The sequence below is a fragment of the Bradyrhizobium sp. BR 1433 genome (assembly GCF_051547665.1).
In the GTDB taxonomy this organism is placed as follows: domain Bacteria; phylum Pseudomonadota; class Alphaproteobacteria; order Rhizobiales; family Xanthobacteraceae; genus Bradyrhizobium; species Bradyrhizobium australafricanum.
The window spans coordinates 8,060,766-8,074,695 of the sequence record NZ_JBPUGG010000001.1 but is presented as its reverse complement, the minus strand read 5'-3'; the positions used below and the strand labels follow the sequence as shown (position 1 = coordinate 8,074,695).

Genomic DNA, 13,930 nt, shown 5'->3' with positions numbered 1-13,930 from the left:
CTATTTCGAAATCTGGGCCGAAATGGGCTCAGCCGAAGCGACCCTTCGCACGACCTCGAGAAACGCCCGTCCATGGCGCGAATCCGGCTCGAGATGCGCGCCTTCCGCCCACTCGTTCCAGGAATTGATAAACACCAATGATTCGGAAAAGCTGTTGCCCTTGGCACGCAGGGTTGCATCGCGAAGCCAAACCTCAAACGCTTCCGGACTGGACCTGGTAAAGACGTGACCGCGCGGCCCCTTGCGAGGCGTATTGTCCCAACGCGGCATCACCGCAGGAAAGAACGGGAAGTCGTAGATCTTGCCGATCGACGATCGCATGGCGTCGACATAGTCGTACACCTTTCCAGCGAAGGTCGGCGGTGCGTCGACTTCGGTCGGCGGCACCTCCCTTGTCGAGACCGTGTGCGGAGGAAACTCGATTGCCGCGTCGCAATTGACGTCGCGCGGATCGAACTCTCCGAACGTCATCGCATTGCAAATGAGAAGCTCGCCGATTCCGAGTTCTCTGGCTCGCTCGCGCCAAATCTCGAACAAGCGCTGCTTGTCCGGCAACAATGACGGCCTGTAGATGACGATGACCTTTCGACCGTCGACAGTTATGTAGCGCTCATCGAGCAGCAGGTCGGCCATGTCGTCGATAAAGCGGACATCGTCGTCCAGGGAGTGGTTTTGTCCCAACAGAAGCTCAGCGTCCGAGCCGTCCCACCGACGAGACCAATTCTCGTTTGCCCAGCAAATGCAGAAAGGCAGGTTCGGCTCGCCGTCCTCGAGCAGCAGCTGAAGCGGCTTTTCCAATAACCTTCGGCCCTGGAACCAATAGACGTAGTAGCAAAATCCATCGATGCCGTACTGGCGCGCCAGCTCGCCCTGCTGACGACGCGTTTCCGGCAGCCGGACGTCATAGAATCCAAGATCGGCCGGCAACCATGGGGACTCGTGTGCCGGAAACTGGGCACGCATGCGCGCGACGTTGGTCCACTCGGTAAACCCTGGCCCCCACCACCTGTCATTTTCATCAAATGAATGGAATTGCGGGAGGTAGAAGCAAATGTAGCGCACCTCCTTGGGAGGCGCGTCCGCCAGTCCAGCAACGATCCTGTTGTTGCTCGGAAACAACAGGTCGTCGTAGTCCGCGGTCGAGAACCCCAGCGCGACGATCAATTCGCCTGGCGTATAGTTCTCGAACAGGGGTATTTCGTAGTACTCGCCATCATTCAGGCTGATACGCAGATAGATCTGCGCACGCTTAGGCTCCACAAGCGCGTTTCTCAGGGCGCGCGCCAAGCGACGGCGCACTCCCGGCGCGGATAGATCGATACGAAATCCGGGACGTCCGATCACGCTCCGCGGACCTACGCGGGCCGGCATAGACCGGCCTGTCCGTCCCTCCTCGACACAGTGGGAACCGACAAAAAGCGCGATCGAAACGGTTGAAGCGGGCGACTGGGCATCGACAATCCAACCCGAAATCCCACGCCCCGAATACTCCAGTATCGCGCCGCGCAGACGCGATCCTGACTGGAGATCGCCTACGTCGGGATCCAGGAACAGGCTCTGCGGATGGTCGTCCTGCTGAACCGGACTGGCAACGGGCAACATATCCTTTGTATCCCTGACGCTCCGTTCGACCATCTTGTTCATTGCCACTCAATCTCCTGCCAACGCTCAGCGCCGGGTCCGGTTTCTCTTTCCCGGTCGCGCGGAAGTTCGATCCCGAGATCACGCTGCCTGACATGCCCGGATCGTGACCTCCTGATCCTTATCGATCATCTCCACACAACCAGAGGTACAATGAACATTTCTTCCGCGAACGCAACATTAGCGCAATCTCTCTGTCGTCGATGTGAAAACCATTGTTCGTTCTGCCTAGATTGTCACGCGGACTTGCCCGCTTCCGTGCCTTCGCGCTCAAAAACAAAGCTGTCCATCATCTCTGCCGTTGCCTGCGCGCGACGCGATGCCGCCTCCAACAATCTCAGCCAACGCTCTCGCCCATTGCCTGCAGACGACGTCGCGCGCCTTCGTTGTTCTGCTGCGCCGCTTGTCGATACCAGTACAGCGCCTGATCGCGATCCTGTGCGACGCCGTTGCCGGCGCGCAGCGCATCGCCAATTGCGAGTTGGGCTTCGATCATGCCCTGCTTCGCAGCGGCCTCGAACCATTCGGCCGCCTTCGCCGGATCGGCATCGCGGCCCTGTCCCCGGCCCAGCATCACGGCAAGGTTGTATTGCGCCGTCCTGTGGCCCTGGCGCGCCGCCGCCTCGTACCACGTGACGCCCTTGGCGAGGTCCTGCTCAACGCCCTGCCCGGTGCAATACATCACCGCAAGCTTGAACTGCGCCGCGGCATTGCCGCCGTCCGCGGCCTTGACGATCCAGCCGGCGGCGGCCTGCGGATCCTTGAGGCCGCTCTTGGGATCGGAATACAGTAGCGCCAATGTGCTGGGCCTCGACGTGGCCGGCGCTCGCCGCGCGTTTGAACCATTGGGCTGCGGCCGGAACGTCGACCGCGCCGCCGGATCTTCCCATGTGAAGGCCGCCCAGCTGAAATGCCGCGGCCGGATGGCCGGCCTCGGCAGCGTCGGTCAGCAGCGCACGTGCTTGCGCAAGACGCTCCGCGGACGGTTCATCCTGGATAAGAAACATCGCATAGGCCGTCTTCGCATCGGCATCGCCGCCGTCGGCCGCCTTGCTGAGCCACTCCGCCGCACGCGCTTGATCGCGCGCCACGCCGTTGCCCGCCGAGTAGAGCCGGCCGAGTTGCACGCCTGCGGCGCTAATGCCTCCCTCGGACGCGCGCTCGAACCAATTGATCGCAGTGGCGACATCGCGCGCCACGCCCCTGCCATTGAGATAGAACACCGCAATGTTGTGGGCCGCCGTGGCATGGCCGCCCTCCGCCGCACGCTCGAACCATTTCGCAGCCTGGCGAATGCTGGGCGGAACGCCGGTGCCGGTGGCATAGAAGCGTCCGGTCAGGAACTGCGCCTGCGTATCGCCGCGCTCGGCCGCCTTCTCGTACCAATACGCAGCCTCGCGCAGATCCGGCTCGGCGGCAGTCCCGAGCGCATAGAACTCAGCGAGCGCCTGGATCGCCGGCAGGAAGTCCTTCCGCGCCGCCTTGCGCAATGCGGTCTCGGCCCTGTCGAGATCCTTGACAGCCCCTTTGCCGCTCAACCGCAACAGCGCAATGTTGTAGAGCGCGATCGTATCGTCATGCGCAGCGGCGCTCTGGAACAGCCGTGCGGCCTCTTCGACATTTTCGGGGAGCCCGGTACCCTTGAGGCACATGAAAGCCAGCGCAACCTGTGCGCGAACATGTCCCTGTTCCGCGGCCTTGTGATACCAGATCGCGGCCTCCGCGAAATCGACGGGAACGCCCCGCCCCTGATAATACACATCGCCAAGCGCGAACTCACCGGCCGCCGCCTTCTGCTCGGCCGCGGCCTCGTACCAGCGCAGGGCGGCAGCGTGATCTTTCGTGCAGCCTTGCCCGTTGGCGTACATATCGCCAAGGATCGCTTGCGCCTCCGCTTTGCCGGCCTCCGCCGCCACCGATAACCAGAGGAACGCGGCGTCGATATCCCTGGGCACGCCGATTCCGTTCGGGAAAACCAGATCGTGGAGGTTGACCGCCTTGTCGCCCAGACGCGCCGCAGTGGATTGCCGCCACATCTCTGGCCTGTTCGGTCCAACCGTGGCGTTGACGCCGTTGAAGTAGATCAAGCCAAGCTGGAATTGGGCTTCGGTATGTCCCTTCAGGGCGGCGCGTTCGTACCACGCGACCGCATCCGGAAGGCTGCCGATAACGCCCTCGTTCCGCGCATAGAGCAGCCCGATCCGGTAATCCGCCTCCGGATCGCCGGCTTGCGAGGCGAGCCGCCAAAACCGCAACGCCTCGAGATATTGCTGGTTCTCGTACGCCTCCAGCCCCCGTTCAAACGGCTTCGAGTCTGAACGGGACGAGCCGGGGCGCAGCAAGTTGAGAAGGGAACGCGTCGATACCGTCATGGCTCGCGCATTGCTTCTTTTGCGCTGCGCAGCATGCCGCCGAGCAGATACATCGCCACCGAGCGGGTGCCGACATTGACATCACCCTGCAGCGTCATGCCGGGGATGAGGCGGAAGGTCTTCGGAACATCCTTGAAGTTGGTCTGGTCGACCGAACACCGCGCCTTATAGAAGGCGTCCACAGGCTTTCCATCATCGTCGTTCGTGAAGGCGCCTTCGCTGATCCAGCGAATCTTGCCTTCGGCCGTACCGTGCTCCGCCGCGTTGAACGCATCGACCTTCATCGTGCAGGGGTCGTTGGGCCGGACGAAGCCGACGTCGCGCGACAGGATCTGGATCTCCGCCTCGAGCCGCGTCTTGAGCGGCATCAGCGTGATGAAGGGATCACCCGGCTTCAGCACGGACCCGACCGAGAGCTTGGCGAGGGTCAAGACGACCGATGGCTCGGCAGCCGTCCACCGCACAAGGTCCTGATGCTTGATCGCCTTGTCATACTGTGAGCGGGCCGTATCAAGGTTGTTGCGCGTCGTGACCAGATCCTGGCTCAGCTGCGCGTTCCACTGCTCGGTGAAGGCGTTGCGATCCGCCTTCAAGGAATCCAGCTGGTGCTGCGCTTCCAGCAAAGTGTTGTGCGTGTTGTCGATCTGACGCAACAGCTCCAGGCGCGTGTCCTGCGAAAGATACAGGTTCAGCTTGGACCCGCTGCCGCTTTCGGCGAGCGTCGAGCGCATGTCCTCGATCTTGCCGGCGATCTCGGCACGCTGACTGTACCGCTCGTCGTCCTTCTTCGACTTCTGGATCGTCGCTTCGGTTTGGCTGATCTTGGAATCGTAGCTGTTCACCTGCGCGTGGTACTGCGCGACGCGCTGGTCGTAGAGCGCCTTTTGCAAGGAGTTGTACCTGGTGACATCAGGATCGTTGGATTGGCCGTACGACAACGGCTTTCCGGACAATTCGGCCTCGTCCCGGGCGACCTGCGCCTCAAGGCTCGCAACCTGCAGCTTGTACTGCGTGACATCGGCAGCCGTGAACGTCGAGTCCAGGGTCGCGAGCAATTGTCCCGTCTCAACCTGCTGACCTTCCCGAACATCGATCGTCTTGATGATGGACGCGTCCAAAGCCTGCAGGACGTTGATCTGATCGACGGGAACGATCTTGCCGCCCACGCTCGTGATCACGCGATCGACGCGCGTGAAGCACATGATCGCCACGACGGCGGCGAGGAACCCCACCAGGACGAACAGCGTTGCGCGGGCCAGCAACGGCTCGGCGGCCTCGCGGATCGCATCGGTCTCGGACTGGAACTGGCGAACGGTCGCGAGCGAAGCTTGATTAGGAGACAAGGGTCGGACTCCTGAAATTCTTTTCATTGCGGCCCGCCGGCGCAAGGTGAGTGTTCTGCTGGTACCAGAGCGAGCTGTAGATGTCGTTCCGTTCAAGAAGTTCCTCATGACGACCGATATCGTCGACGACGCCGCGGTTGAGAACGAGGATCGCGTCGGCCTTCGTCAGCGACGACAGACGGTGCGAGATGATGATCAGCGTGCGGCCATGGGCAATCCGCGAAATATTCGCGTTCACGATCGTCTCGCTCTCCGCATCGAGCGCGCTGGTCGCTTCGTCCAGGATCAGAATCGGCGGATTGACGATCAGCGCTCGCGCGATCGCGAGGCGCTGGCGCTGGCCGCCGGAAAGATTCGTGGATCCCTCGTAGATATAGGTCTCGTAGCCTCGCGGCAGCTTGTCGATGAATTCCTCGGCACCGGCCAATCGCGCCGCCCTGACAATGTCGTCGAGGGTCGCATCGGGCTTTGCGGCCGCAATATTCTCGCGGATTGTGCCACTGAACAGAAAGTTCTCCTGCAGCACGACGCCGACGTTGCGCCGGAGGTGGTCGACATCGTATTCGCGGACATCGATCCCGTCGACCTTGATCAGTCCGCCATAGTCGGAGTGCAGGCGCTGCAATAGCCGCGTGATCGTGGTCTTGCCCGAGCCGCTCTTGCCCATCACGCCCAGCGTCGTGCCGAGCGGAATCTCGAAGGAGATATTGTTGAGCGCCGGCGACACCGCGCCCTTGTACTTGAACGTGACGCCGGAGAATTCGACCAGCCCCTTCAGCGGGACCCTCACACCATGGCCGGAACGTCCCTCCTCAGCCGGCTGATTCACCAGCCTGCCGACGATCGTGACCGCAGTGCGCGCCTCGTCATATTGGTTGATGAGCTGGGCCATCTGCATCAGCGGCCCGGCAACGCGCTGCGACAGCATCAGAAAGGCAAACAGCGCTCCAACGTAGACCGGATCGCCACTCGACACGGCCATGTAGACGCCGAACGCATAGGGAGCACTCACCGCCAGCCGCTCCAACGGCTTCACCAGCGTCTGGATGGCGGTTCCGGTCATGCCTTCCGCAAGCCGCGCCTTGGCGACGCGCGCCACCAGCACGTCCCACATGTGGCGCTGGCGCGCATCGAGTGCCAGCGATTTGATGGTCCGCATGCCGTTCAGGCTCTGGATCAGAAACGCTCCCTGTGCCCCTTCGGCCGCCAGGGTTGCCGAGGACTTCTTCCGATAGGCGGGCAGCATCACGATCAGCCAGGTCACGATCATCGCAGCAAAGGCAAGAACCATCAGCGTCATGAGCGGGCTGAAGAAGAACATGACGGGCAGGAAGAAGAACAGCGTCGTCGAATCGAGAATGGTCCCGAACAACTGCCCGGTCAGAAAGCCGCGAATTCGAAATACTTCGCGGATATCCCGGGAAATCAGGCCGACCGGATTCTGCTCGAAGTAGTCGATCGGCAGATTGAGCACCTTCTCGAACACGTAGGTCGACAGTTTGACGTCGAGGCGTGCCGTCAAACGCTGAACCAGATACTGCCGCAGGAACGAGAATGCCGCCTCGAACACGATGACCACGAGCATCGCAGTACACAGCACATAGAACGTGTTGTAGGCCTTGTAGAAGATGACCTTGTCCGAGAGCAGCCGCCAGAACATGATCGGTGCCAGGCCCATGAAGCCCAGGATCAGCGCCGCAATCGCGACGTCGCGCAGGATGCGCCGTTCGCGGAACAACAATGCGGTGACAAAGCCGAAGCTGAACGGCTGCGTCTCGTCCGAAATCTCATAGTCGCGCTTGGCCATGACGACGTCGCCCGACCAGATGTCCTCAAAGCGCGGTTGATCGATGACGAGCAGCGCGTCCTCGCTCGCGTTCGGATCCTGCAGGACCACCCGGGAGCTGTTCTCGTCGCCTTCGAGGCGCAGCAGCACCATGTGGCTGCCGTCGCGCAGCCGAACGATGGCCGGCAGCGCCCTCTTGAGATGGCTCAGACCCTTCCAGTCCAGCGTGACGGCCTTTGCCGTCATGCCCGAGGAATTCGCACACTTCAAAAGCTCGGCCAGCGTGACTTCCTGATCGCCCAGGAGGTTGTCGTGGATCAGCTGGGACGGGGTCAGATGCAAGCCATGCTGCCTTGCCACGATGACGAGACAAGCGAGGCCCGAAGGTGGCAGCGCCTCCACCGAAGGTGCGCCGACGAGCGAGAGGTGTTTGGTCATGGATGCCTCGAAGTTTCGACTGCGCAAGGTCCGGTCCCAGCGAGATATAACGTATCACTGTTAGTTCGCTAACGCAGCATTTTCAGCGCGTCACCCGAAAAAGATATGTTTCACGGCAAGCCGCGAAGCCAATTTCGAGCACGTTCTCGCGCGATTTAACCAGGGAACCTTATAACATTGTTTAACATCGACAAATCACGAGTTGGCGGTCACCGTCTCCTGGAAGTCGAATCCGCAGGCCTCCAGCTGCGGCCTGATCCGCTCATCCCTGGCCTCCGGCATCAGCGCCAATGCGCAGATCTCAAAATTCCCGCTGCGAACGGAAACCGTCGGGAAACCGGCGCTGAGCAGCAGGTTTCCCATCCGCTCGGTCGAAAAGCCGGTCTTGTGCGCCATGTGATAGCGCCCCTGCTCGATCGCGCCGGAATGCCCGTAGATCATGTCCAATGGCCGGATCGGACCAGCCGGCGAGACGTAAGCGATCGCGCCGAGGCCGCGCGTCAACATGTGCTGCGCGACCGCCTCGAGGTCGGGAGACATGATCAACGCGAATCCGTCCGGCTTGAGGACTTGGCGGAACTGGACGAATGTGGGGTGAACCTCATGGGCGTAGAGATGCTCCATGACATGAGAACACCAGATCGCGTCGAACGAGGCCGCCGGGAACAATCGGGCAAGATCGGTAATCGACCCGACGACGTCGGGGCTCACGCCGCCGTCGACGTCTAATCGAATCTCGTCCCATTCATTCGATGTCAGGAGCGGCTGGATGCGCTTGGTAACCGTCGATCCAGCGCCGGCATTCAGCATTTTTTTCTTGGCCAATTCGAGAGCTCCGCGAGTTCGTTAAGCGGCTGAGTTCTGCAGCGATCGTTCGTCTTGAACAAAGGTGCCAGGGCCGCAGATAGCCATTGGCCGCAGCTCCGTTGTGTCAAGCGAGCGGCACGGCTTTACAAAAGCTACGTGGTCCGAATGTGACGAACTAACTTATAACATCCATTGGCGGAAATGCCCCGGGCGGAACTTGTGATTGATTCGATGCATCCGACGCGAATCGGCCGACAAAGTTCCAATCGGAATGCGCGCATGCGCTTCCCCTTGAGGCGAGCCGTCGAACTCATCGCAGGTGCGTCATGATCATCAACGGCAGCGTATTCGATTGTTCAATTTCAATTACCCATTCCTGACGGCCATGCCGGCGATCAAAGAAAAAAGCGCCGCCTCAACCTCGGTTGGGGCGGCGCTTTCGCTTAGTGCAGACCTCAGGATCTTACAGCTTGGTCGAGTTACCATCGTTGAAGATCAGGTATTCGATGTTGCTGATCTGGGTCACCTGACCATTGCTGAAGGTGATGTCCATAGAACCGTTCGATCCAGAGCTGATGTCGCTCACGTCGGTCGAAGCGTGATCCAGGAAGGTCAGGGAGTCCTTGTTGCCGCCACCGCCATCGATGGTGTCGCTGCTGGTGGCGTTGTTCAGGTAGAAGTAGTCCTGACCGGAGCCGCCAACCATCGAGGCCGTACCGGTGTCGGAGCCGACGAACGAGTCCTTGCCGTCGCCGCCGATCAGAGTTCTGCGTGCCGGAGCCGGCGACCAGCGTATCGTTGCCGGAACCGCCATGCAGCGTGTCGTTGCCGGCGCCGCCATAGAGCGAGTCGTTGCCGGCACCGCCGTCGAGCGAGGTCGCGTGCGACGCATCGCTGCCCGAGTAGAGCACGTCCTTGCCGTTGCCGCCGAACTCAGCAGCAGTCTGGGCACCGCCGACAAGGAGGTCATTGCCGTTGCCGCCATGCAGCGTGTCGACACCGGAACCGCCATACAGCGAGTCGTTGCCGGCGCCGCCGTCCAGACTGTCGTTGCCCGCACCACCGTACAGCGCATCGTTGCCCTTGCCGCCATCCAGCGTGCTGGAATTGCCGGCGGTGCTGCCGGACACCAGCACGTCCTTGCCGTCACCGCCACTCAGCTGCGAACGAGCTGCCGCCGTAGAGTGTGTCGTTGCCGGAGCCACCGTTCAGGGTGTCGGCACCGGAGCCGAACAGCAGATCGTTGCCCTTGCCGCCATCCAGCGTGCTGTGACCGGAGACGTTGTCGACCAGCACGTCGTTGCCGGAGCCGGCATCGATCGAGTCGTGACCGGCACCGCCGAAGATGGTGTCGTTGCCGGAGCCGGTGAGAACCGTCGTGTCGCCGGTGTTGTTGATGAACACCTGATCGTTGCCGTGGCCGGTCGCGACCAGCACCGGGGTGCTGCCGTTCACCGTCAGCGTGACGTCCTTGTTGGTGTCCTCGATGATCGCCTTCAGGTTGGCGTCGGTGTTAACGGTGTTAATCGGGTTGGTTTCGATCAGAACATTGGCGTTCGGATCCGGGTTGGTGATCCCAGCCCCTTCCTGCACCGGAATCGTCGCGCCGTTATCCGGGCTGGTGTATCCGATCCCCGCGTTGATCAGATAGTCAAGAATCTGTTGCTGGGTCGAGTGATCGATCGTTCCGTTGATCGCGTGTTTGAGGTCCGTCTGGTCTAGATTGTAAGTCGCCATCGATGTAGCCCCTGCTTGGGATACGAGGATTCAAGCCGCTCGCCCACACATAAGCTGTTGATTCACAACTGGTTTGTTGCGACGCAACTCAAATGTGGACCCAGGTTACGAACTTGTTAAGTCCATTGTTAAGACCGTTAGGCCGGAGTGTCAATCAGCAATGCGCTGTTAACACCTGGTTCCCTGAGATTTATGTGAGACTTAGCACTATTTCCAATGCACTATAACATTGGGCGTAGGCCAATCGCCAATGTTAGCCGCGACGCAAAAAAGGGTAGCGATTATACGGGGTTTCACGGGCCCCGGATACCGCGGGAGCGCAGAATTTCGCTGATGCTGTGAGCGCTTTGACGCGATTTTCTGATCTGAAAAAAATATTTCTGCATCGCATGAGACGTTTTGCAAAAAAGCGTCAAACTTCGCAGCCGGCGCCCCACCGGCCAGTGTTATAGCGCCCCTTGGCAGCAGTTTGCGGGCTCGATCAAGCGAGATCCATGGAATCACCCGCAGAATCAGCGCCGTTCGACCGCAAGATCAAAAACCTGGCGCGATGCCGCTCAGACATCCTGCTGTAACAAATTAACACCAGATTTGCCGCAATATGTTAGCAACGTCGGCATGGAACCGGCGATGCCCGATCGCGGGCAGAGCGCCGACCTGCGGCGATCATCCCCCGGCGGCCCGCGCGTAGATGGCCTCGAGCAGCCGGCGGTTCTCGTCCGGCGCGTAGCGCTCGAGATAGGCGGCTCGTGCGGCCCATCCCCATGCGGCGATCAGTTCGGCGGCGCCGAAAACCTCACTGATCCGATTTCGGAGCGTGGCCGCGTCGCCCGGCGGCACCAGCGCGCCGGTCTTGCCGGCGCTCACCACCTCGGCAAGTCCGCCGATCTCGGAGGCGATGACCGGCGTGCCGCACGCGAAGGCCTCGACCACGACCATCGGAAATCCTTCGTACCATAGCGACGGCACCACCAATGCCCGGGCATTCGCCATTTCCCGCAGCACCTCATCGCGCGAGAGCCCGCCCAGGAAGGTGACATGATCGGAAGCCCGAGCCTCCAACGCAGCACGCTCCGGCCCCTCGCCCACGACGCGCAAGGGCACGCCGGTCCCCGCAACGGCCTCGAGCAGCACGCCGACGCCCTTCTCGCGGCTCAGCCGTCCAACATAGAGTAGCCCGCTGCGCGGCGTGGCTGCATCGGGCGCCCCCGGATCGACCATGAAATTCGGTTTCACGTCGATCCGATCGGCGTCGAAGCCGGCCTGCGTGAACAGGGTTTTGGCGAACTGCGTCAGCGCGATCAGGCGCAGGCCGGGACGCGTCCAGGTGCCGCGGCGCTGGTGCTGCGCGATCATGTAGGCCGAGGCGATCGAGCCCGGAAGCGATCCGCGGTAGCAGCGGTGCACGACGCCCCAGAGGTGTCCGCGATCGAGGCACTTGTGGCAGATGCGGCCGTCGCGCAGCAGCATGCCGCCGGTGCAGATGCTGCGATAATTATGCAGGGTCGCCACCGCAGGCACGCACTTTTGCCGGCAGAGATCGAACACGGCGGGCGACAGCAGCGGGAAGAAATTGTGGACGTGCACAACGTCGGGGCGAAAGCGGTCGATCGCCTCCGCCACAACCCGCTTTCCCTCCGCGTTATCGGCGATCGACAGCGTGGTCGTGATGCGCGCGGCGAGCGAATTGATCGCCACGTTGCTGACCGTGAGCGTTTCAACGCTGTGTCCTGCGGCGCGCAGCAGGTCGACTTCCGCTTCAAACACGACGTCCTCGCCGCCGCGTCCCTGATACCTGTTGTGAGCGACCAGGATCTTCATGATCCGGCCGGGTCTGAAAACCAGCGCAGTTCGGTCACCAGGTTTTGGCCGCCCGCGAGCGTACCGGAGCCGATCAAGGTCGTCGCCGGCACCTTGAGATCGAAGGACGGCGAATACCAGCCGGCCGGCATGGTCTCGTCACCCCGATACGGCACCCAGCTGAGGGCCGCCGGCAGATCGAGCTCGCCGCGCCCGCCGGGCCATGCGAGCTGCGCCCTGTGCCCTTCGAGCCTGCATTCGACCTCGGGACCGAGATGCCAGCTGAGGCTCGCCGGCACCGCAAGCGCTTCATCAGCAAGCACGGTATCGGTGACGACGAGCCGCGCCGCCTGACGCTGCAATTGCGCCGAGCGGCGATGCACGACACCTGCTTCGTCGCGATATCCCGAATGCTCCGCGACCCAGCTCGCATCCGCATCGCGATCGTCCAGACCGCTGGCGGCGACAAGCCGGCTCTGCGCATGCCGTGTCCAGAGAAACGGCCCGCCCGACACTGACTGGTCGCGCGCGAACAGGCACAGCGTGTTGTGCGCCAGCGTGGAGCGGAAGTAGGCCCGCCATCGCGGATCGCCATGGTAGCAATTGGTGCCGGGGTCGGCGAGGATCTCCACACCGCCGATCCTGCATTCGAGCGACAACGCGTCCGCATGGGCGTGGGCGGCAATGCGGCCGAAGCCATGCGGGCCATGGTCACAGCGGCACCACACCGCGCGGTCGGAATCGATCAGAAAGGTCTGTCCCGCCCCCTCGAGCAGATGCGGGCGGCGCTTGGGCCGCCCGGCGATCGCTCGGGCCTCGATGCCGTCGGTGAGCACAAAGCTGCGCAGATCGGGCTCCGGCGATGTGGGCCACCATGGCAGAGCGCCGAACAGGCGCGCGCCGCTGGCGAGCAAGCCGAGCCAGCGATTGCCGGCGTGATCGTCGAGCAACAGGCCGATGCCGTCGTCGCCATCGCCCTGCCGCGGCGGATGACCGCGATCGTCCAGCATCGCAGCAATGACGTCGCTCATGCGGCACATCGTGGTCCACACCGCATCGCCAAGCGGATGTCCGGAGGACTCGCCCTGCACTGCCGCCGCCAGCAGCAGTTCGAGAACAAAGCCATGATAATCGGTCGCGAGCTCGCTGTTGCTGCCGCAGGCAAGCGTCTGCGCAACGGCTTCGTGCGCCAGTGTGGCGGCCGATTGCTCGCGCCATCGCGCACTGTCCTGGAAGAACGGAAACACGCAAGCCGCCACGAACTGCCCGGCAGCCTCCGCGATGAGGTGGTTGTTGGCCGAGGAGCCACGGCTTGGGAACTGCGACAGCCAGTATTGATGCGCATAGAGCTGCGTCAGGAACAGTTCGTTGTCCTCGAACAGCGCGGCAGCACCGGGCCAGTTCTGCAGCAGCTGGCGCACCCAGGCCCATGAGATCAACCGCACGCCAAGCTCGATGCCGCTGATCCAGTGCGGGCCGCGCGGGAACGGATTTTCGCGCCACCAGCTCACCAGATGCTCGGCCGCGCGCACGGCGTAGCGCTCGTCGGAGGTCAGGTAATACGCGGTCGCGAGCACCGTGAGATGGTGATGACGCGACGGCTCCCAGATGTATTTGATGTTTCCGACCGCGGTTTCGTCACGATAGGGAACCGCGAATGCGTGCACACCGGCCGGCGCCCGCTTGCCGCTTCTGATATCGACGAACCAGTCAGGCCGTTCGCCGAGGGCCCCATGGTCCCTGGCGAAAATCCGCCAGTGCCCTACGAGAATCCGGTCGGCGCTCTGGATCAGCCGTTCGGCGGCCTGTTGCGGGGCGCTCGCCCGCGAAGGCAGCGGCTTCAGGCGCGGCTGCCGCGGGCCGGCAGCGAGCCTGGCGCCGGCGCGCCGTGCGATGTCGGGCGGAGTGATCCGCCAGAGCAAATGCAGCACCTGGTCGTTCACCCGCCCCGCAAGCTCGGACGGCTCCATGCGCTGCAGCCTGCGCAGATACCAGGCCGGATTCAT

At 62.4% G+C, this 13,930-nt stretch carries 10 protein-coding genes and 1 pseudogene; all 11 read right to left on the bottom strand.

Translation table 11 applies throughout. The features are described 5' to 3' along the window. Complete coding sequence (locus ACSKB9_RS38765; RefSeq protein ID WP_438079606.1) at nucleotides 1-1,644, bottom strand: glycosyltransferase WbsX family protein; 1,644 nt, start codon at nucleotides 1,642-1,644, stop codon at nucleotides 1-3. A gap of 334 nt (nucleotides 1,645-1,978) precedes the next feature. Further along, complete coding sequence (locus tag ACSKB9_RS38760; RefSeq protein ID WP_438080581.1) at nucleotides 1,979-2,323, bottom strand: tetratricopeptide repeat protein; 345 nt, start codon at nucleotides 2,321-2,323, stop codon at nucleotides 1,979-1,981. After that, nucleotides 2,298-4,013, bottom strand: coding sequence for a tetratricopeptide repeat protein (locus ACSKB9_RS38755; protein ID WP_438079605.1), 1,716 nt, complete (start codon nucleotides 4,011-4,013; stop codon nucleotides 2,298-2,300). Before ACSKB9_RS38755 ends, ACSKB9_RS38760 begins: the two co-directional genes overlap by 26 nt. Continuing rightward, nucleotides 4,010-5,356, bottom strand: coding sequence for an HlyD family type I secretion periplasmic adaptor subunit (locus ACSKB9_RS38750; RefSeq protein WP_076833256.1), 1,347 nt, complete (start codon nucleotides 5,354-5,356; stop codon nucleotides 4,010-4,012). Before ACSKB9_RS38750 ends, ACSKB9_RS38755 begins: the two co-directional genes overlap by 4 nt. Continuing rightward, nucleotides 5,346-7,580: a peptidase domain-containing ABC transporter gene (locus ACSKB9_RS38745; protein WP_438079604.1), complete on the bottom strand. Its 2,235-nt coding sequence runs from the start codon at nucleotides 7,578-7,580 to the stop codon at nucleotides 5,346-5,348. The genes ACSKB9_RS38750 and ACSKB9_RS38745 overlap by 11 nt, the downstream gene beginning before the upstream one ends. A 195-nt stretch (nucleotides 7,581-7,775) precedes the next feature. After that, on the bottom strand, nucleotides 7,776-8,390 hold the full coding sequence (locus ACSKB9_RS38740; protein WP_438080580.1) for a class I SAM-dependent methyltransferase: 615 nt from the start codon (nucleotides 8,388-8,390) through the stop codon (nucleotides 7,776-7,778). Nucleotides 8,391-8,850: 460 nt separating this feature from the next. Continuing rightward, nucleotides 8,851-9,201 (bottom strand): hypothetical protein, encoded by a 351-nt coding sequence (locus ACSKB9_RS38735; RefSeq protein ID WP_438080675.1) that lies wholly within the window; start codon nucleotides 9,199-9,201, stop codon nucleotides 8,851-8,853. 4 nt (nucleotides 9,202-9,205) lie between these two features. Next, nucleotides 9,206-9,517, bottom strand: a pseudogene (locus tag ACSKB9_RS38730) (calcium-binding protein); the annotation flags it as partial. 16 nt (nucleotides 9,518-9,533) lie between these two features. Then, nucleotides 9,534-10,124 carry a calcium-binding protein gene (locus ACSKB9_RS38725; protein WP_438079603.1) on the bottom strand — a complete coding sequence of 197 codons (591 nt, stop codon included), beginning with the start codon at nucleotides 10,122-10,124 and terminating at the stop codon, nucleotides 9,534-9,536. A gap of 666 nt (nucleotides 10,125-10,790) precedes the next feature. After that, the gene (locus tag ACSKB9_RS38720; RefSeq protein WP_438079602.1) at nucleotides 10,791-11,945 is read right to left on the bottom strand and encodes a glycosyltransferase; all 1,155 of its coding nucleotides are present in this window, start codon (nucleotides 11,943-11,945) and stop codon (nucleotides 10,791-10,793) included. Then, the gene (locus ACSKB9_RS38715) at nucleotides 11,942-13,930 is read right to left on the bottom strand and encodes an alginate lyase family protein (RefSeq protein WP_438079601.1); all 1,989 of its coding nucleotides are present in this window, start codon (nucleotides 13,928-13,930) and stop codon (nucleotides 11,942-11,944) included. Before ACSKB9_RS38715 ends, ACSKB9_RS38720 begins: the two co-directional genes overlap by 4 nt.

What these genes read in the sequence shown, in the direction of transcription:
- ACSKB9_RS38755 (WP_438079605.1), bottom strand. Translation starts at nt 4,013, where the DNA reads ATGACGGTATCGACGCGTTCCCTTCTCAACTTGCTGCGCCCCGGCTCG.
- ACSKB9_RS38760 (WP_438080581.1), bottom strand. Translation starts at nt 2,323, where the DNA reads ATGTATTGCACCGGGCAGGGCGTTGAGCAGGACCTCGCCAAGGGCGTC.
- ACSKB9_RS38735 (WP_438080675.1), bottom strand. Translation starts at nt 9,201, where the DNA reads ATGGCGGTTCCGGCAACGATACGCTGGTCGCCGGCTCCGGCACGCAGA.
- ACSKB9_RS38720 (WP_438079602.1), bottom strand. Translation starts at nt 11,945, where the DNA reads ATGAAGATCCTGGTCGCTCACAACAGGTATCAGGGACGCGGCGGCGAG.
- ACSKB9_RS38725 (WP_438079603.1), bottom strand. Translation starts at nt 10,124, where the DNA reads ATGGCGACTTACAATCTAGACCAGACGGACCTCAAACACGCGATCAAC.
- ACSKB9_RS38715 (WP_438079601.1), bottom strand. Translation starts at nt 13,930, where the DNA reads ATGAATCCGGCCTGGTATCTGCGCAGGCTGCAGCGCATGGAGCCGTCC.
- ACSKB9_RS38745 (WP_438079604.1), bottom strand. Translation starts at nt 7,580, where the DNA reads ATGACCAAACACCTCTCGCTCGTCGGCGCACCTTCGGTGGAGGCGCTG.
- ACSKB9_RS38765 (WP_438079606.1), bottom strand. Translation starts at nt 1,644, where the DNA reads ATGAACAAGATGGTCGAACGGAGCGTCAGGGATACAAAGGATATGTTG.
- ACSKB9_RS38740 (WP_438080580.1), bottom strand. Translation starts at nt 8,390, where the DNA reads ATGCTGAATGCCGGCGCTGGATCGACGGTTACCAAGCGCATCCAGCCG.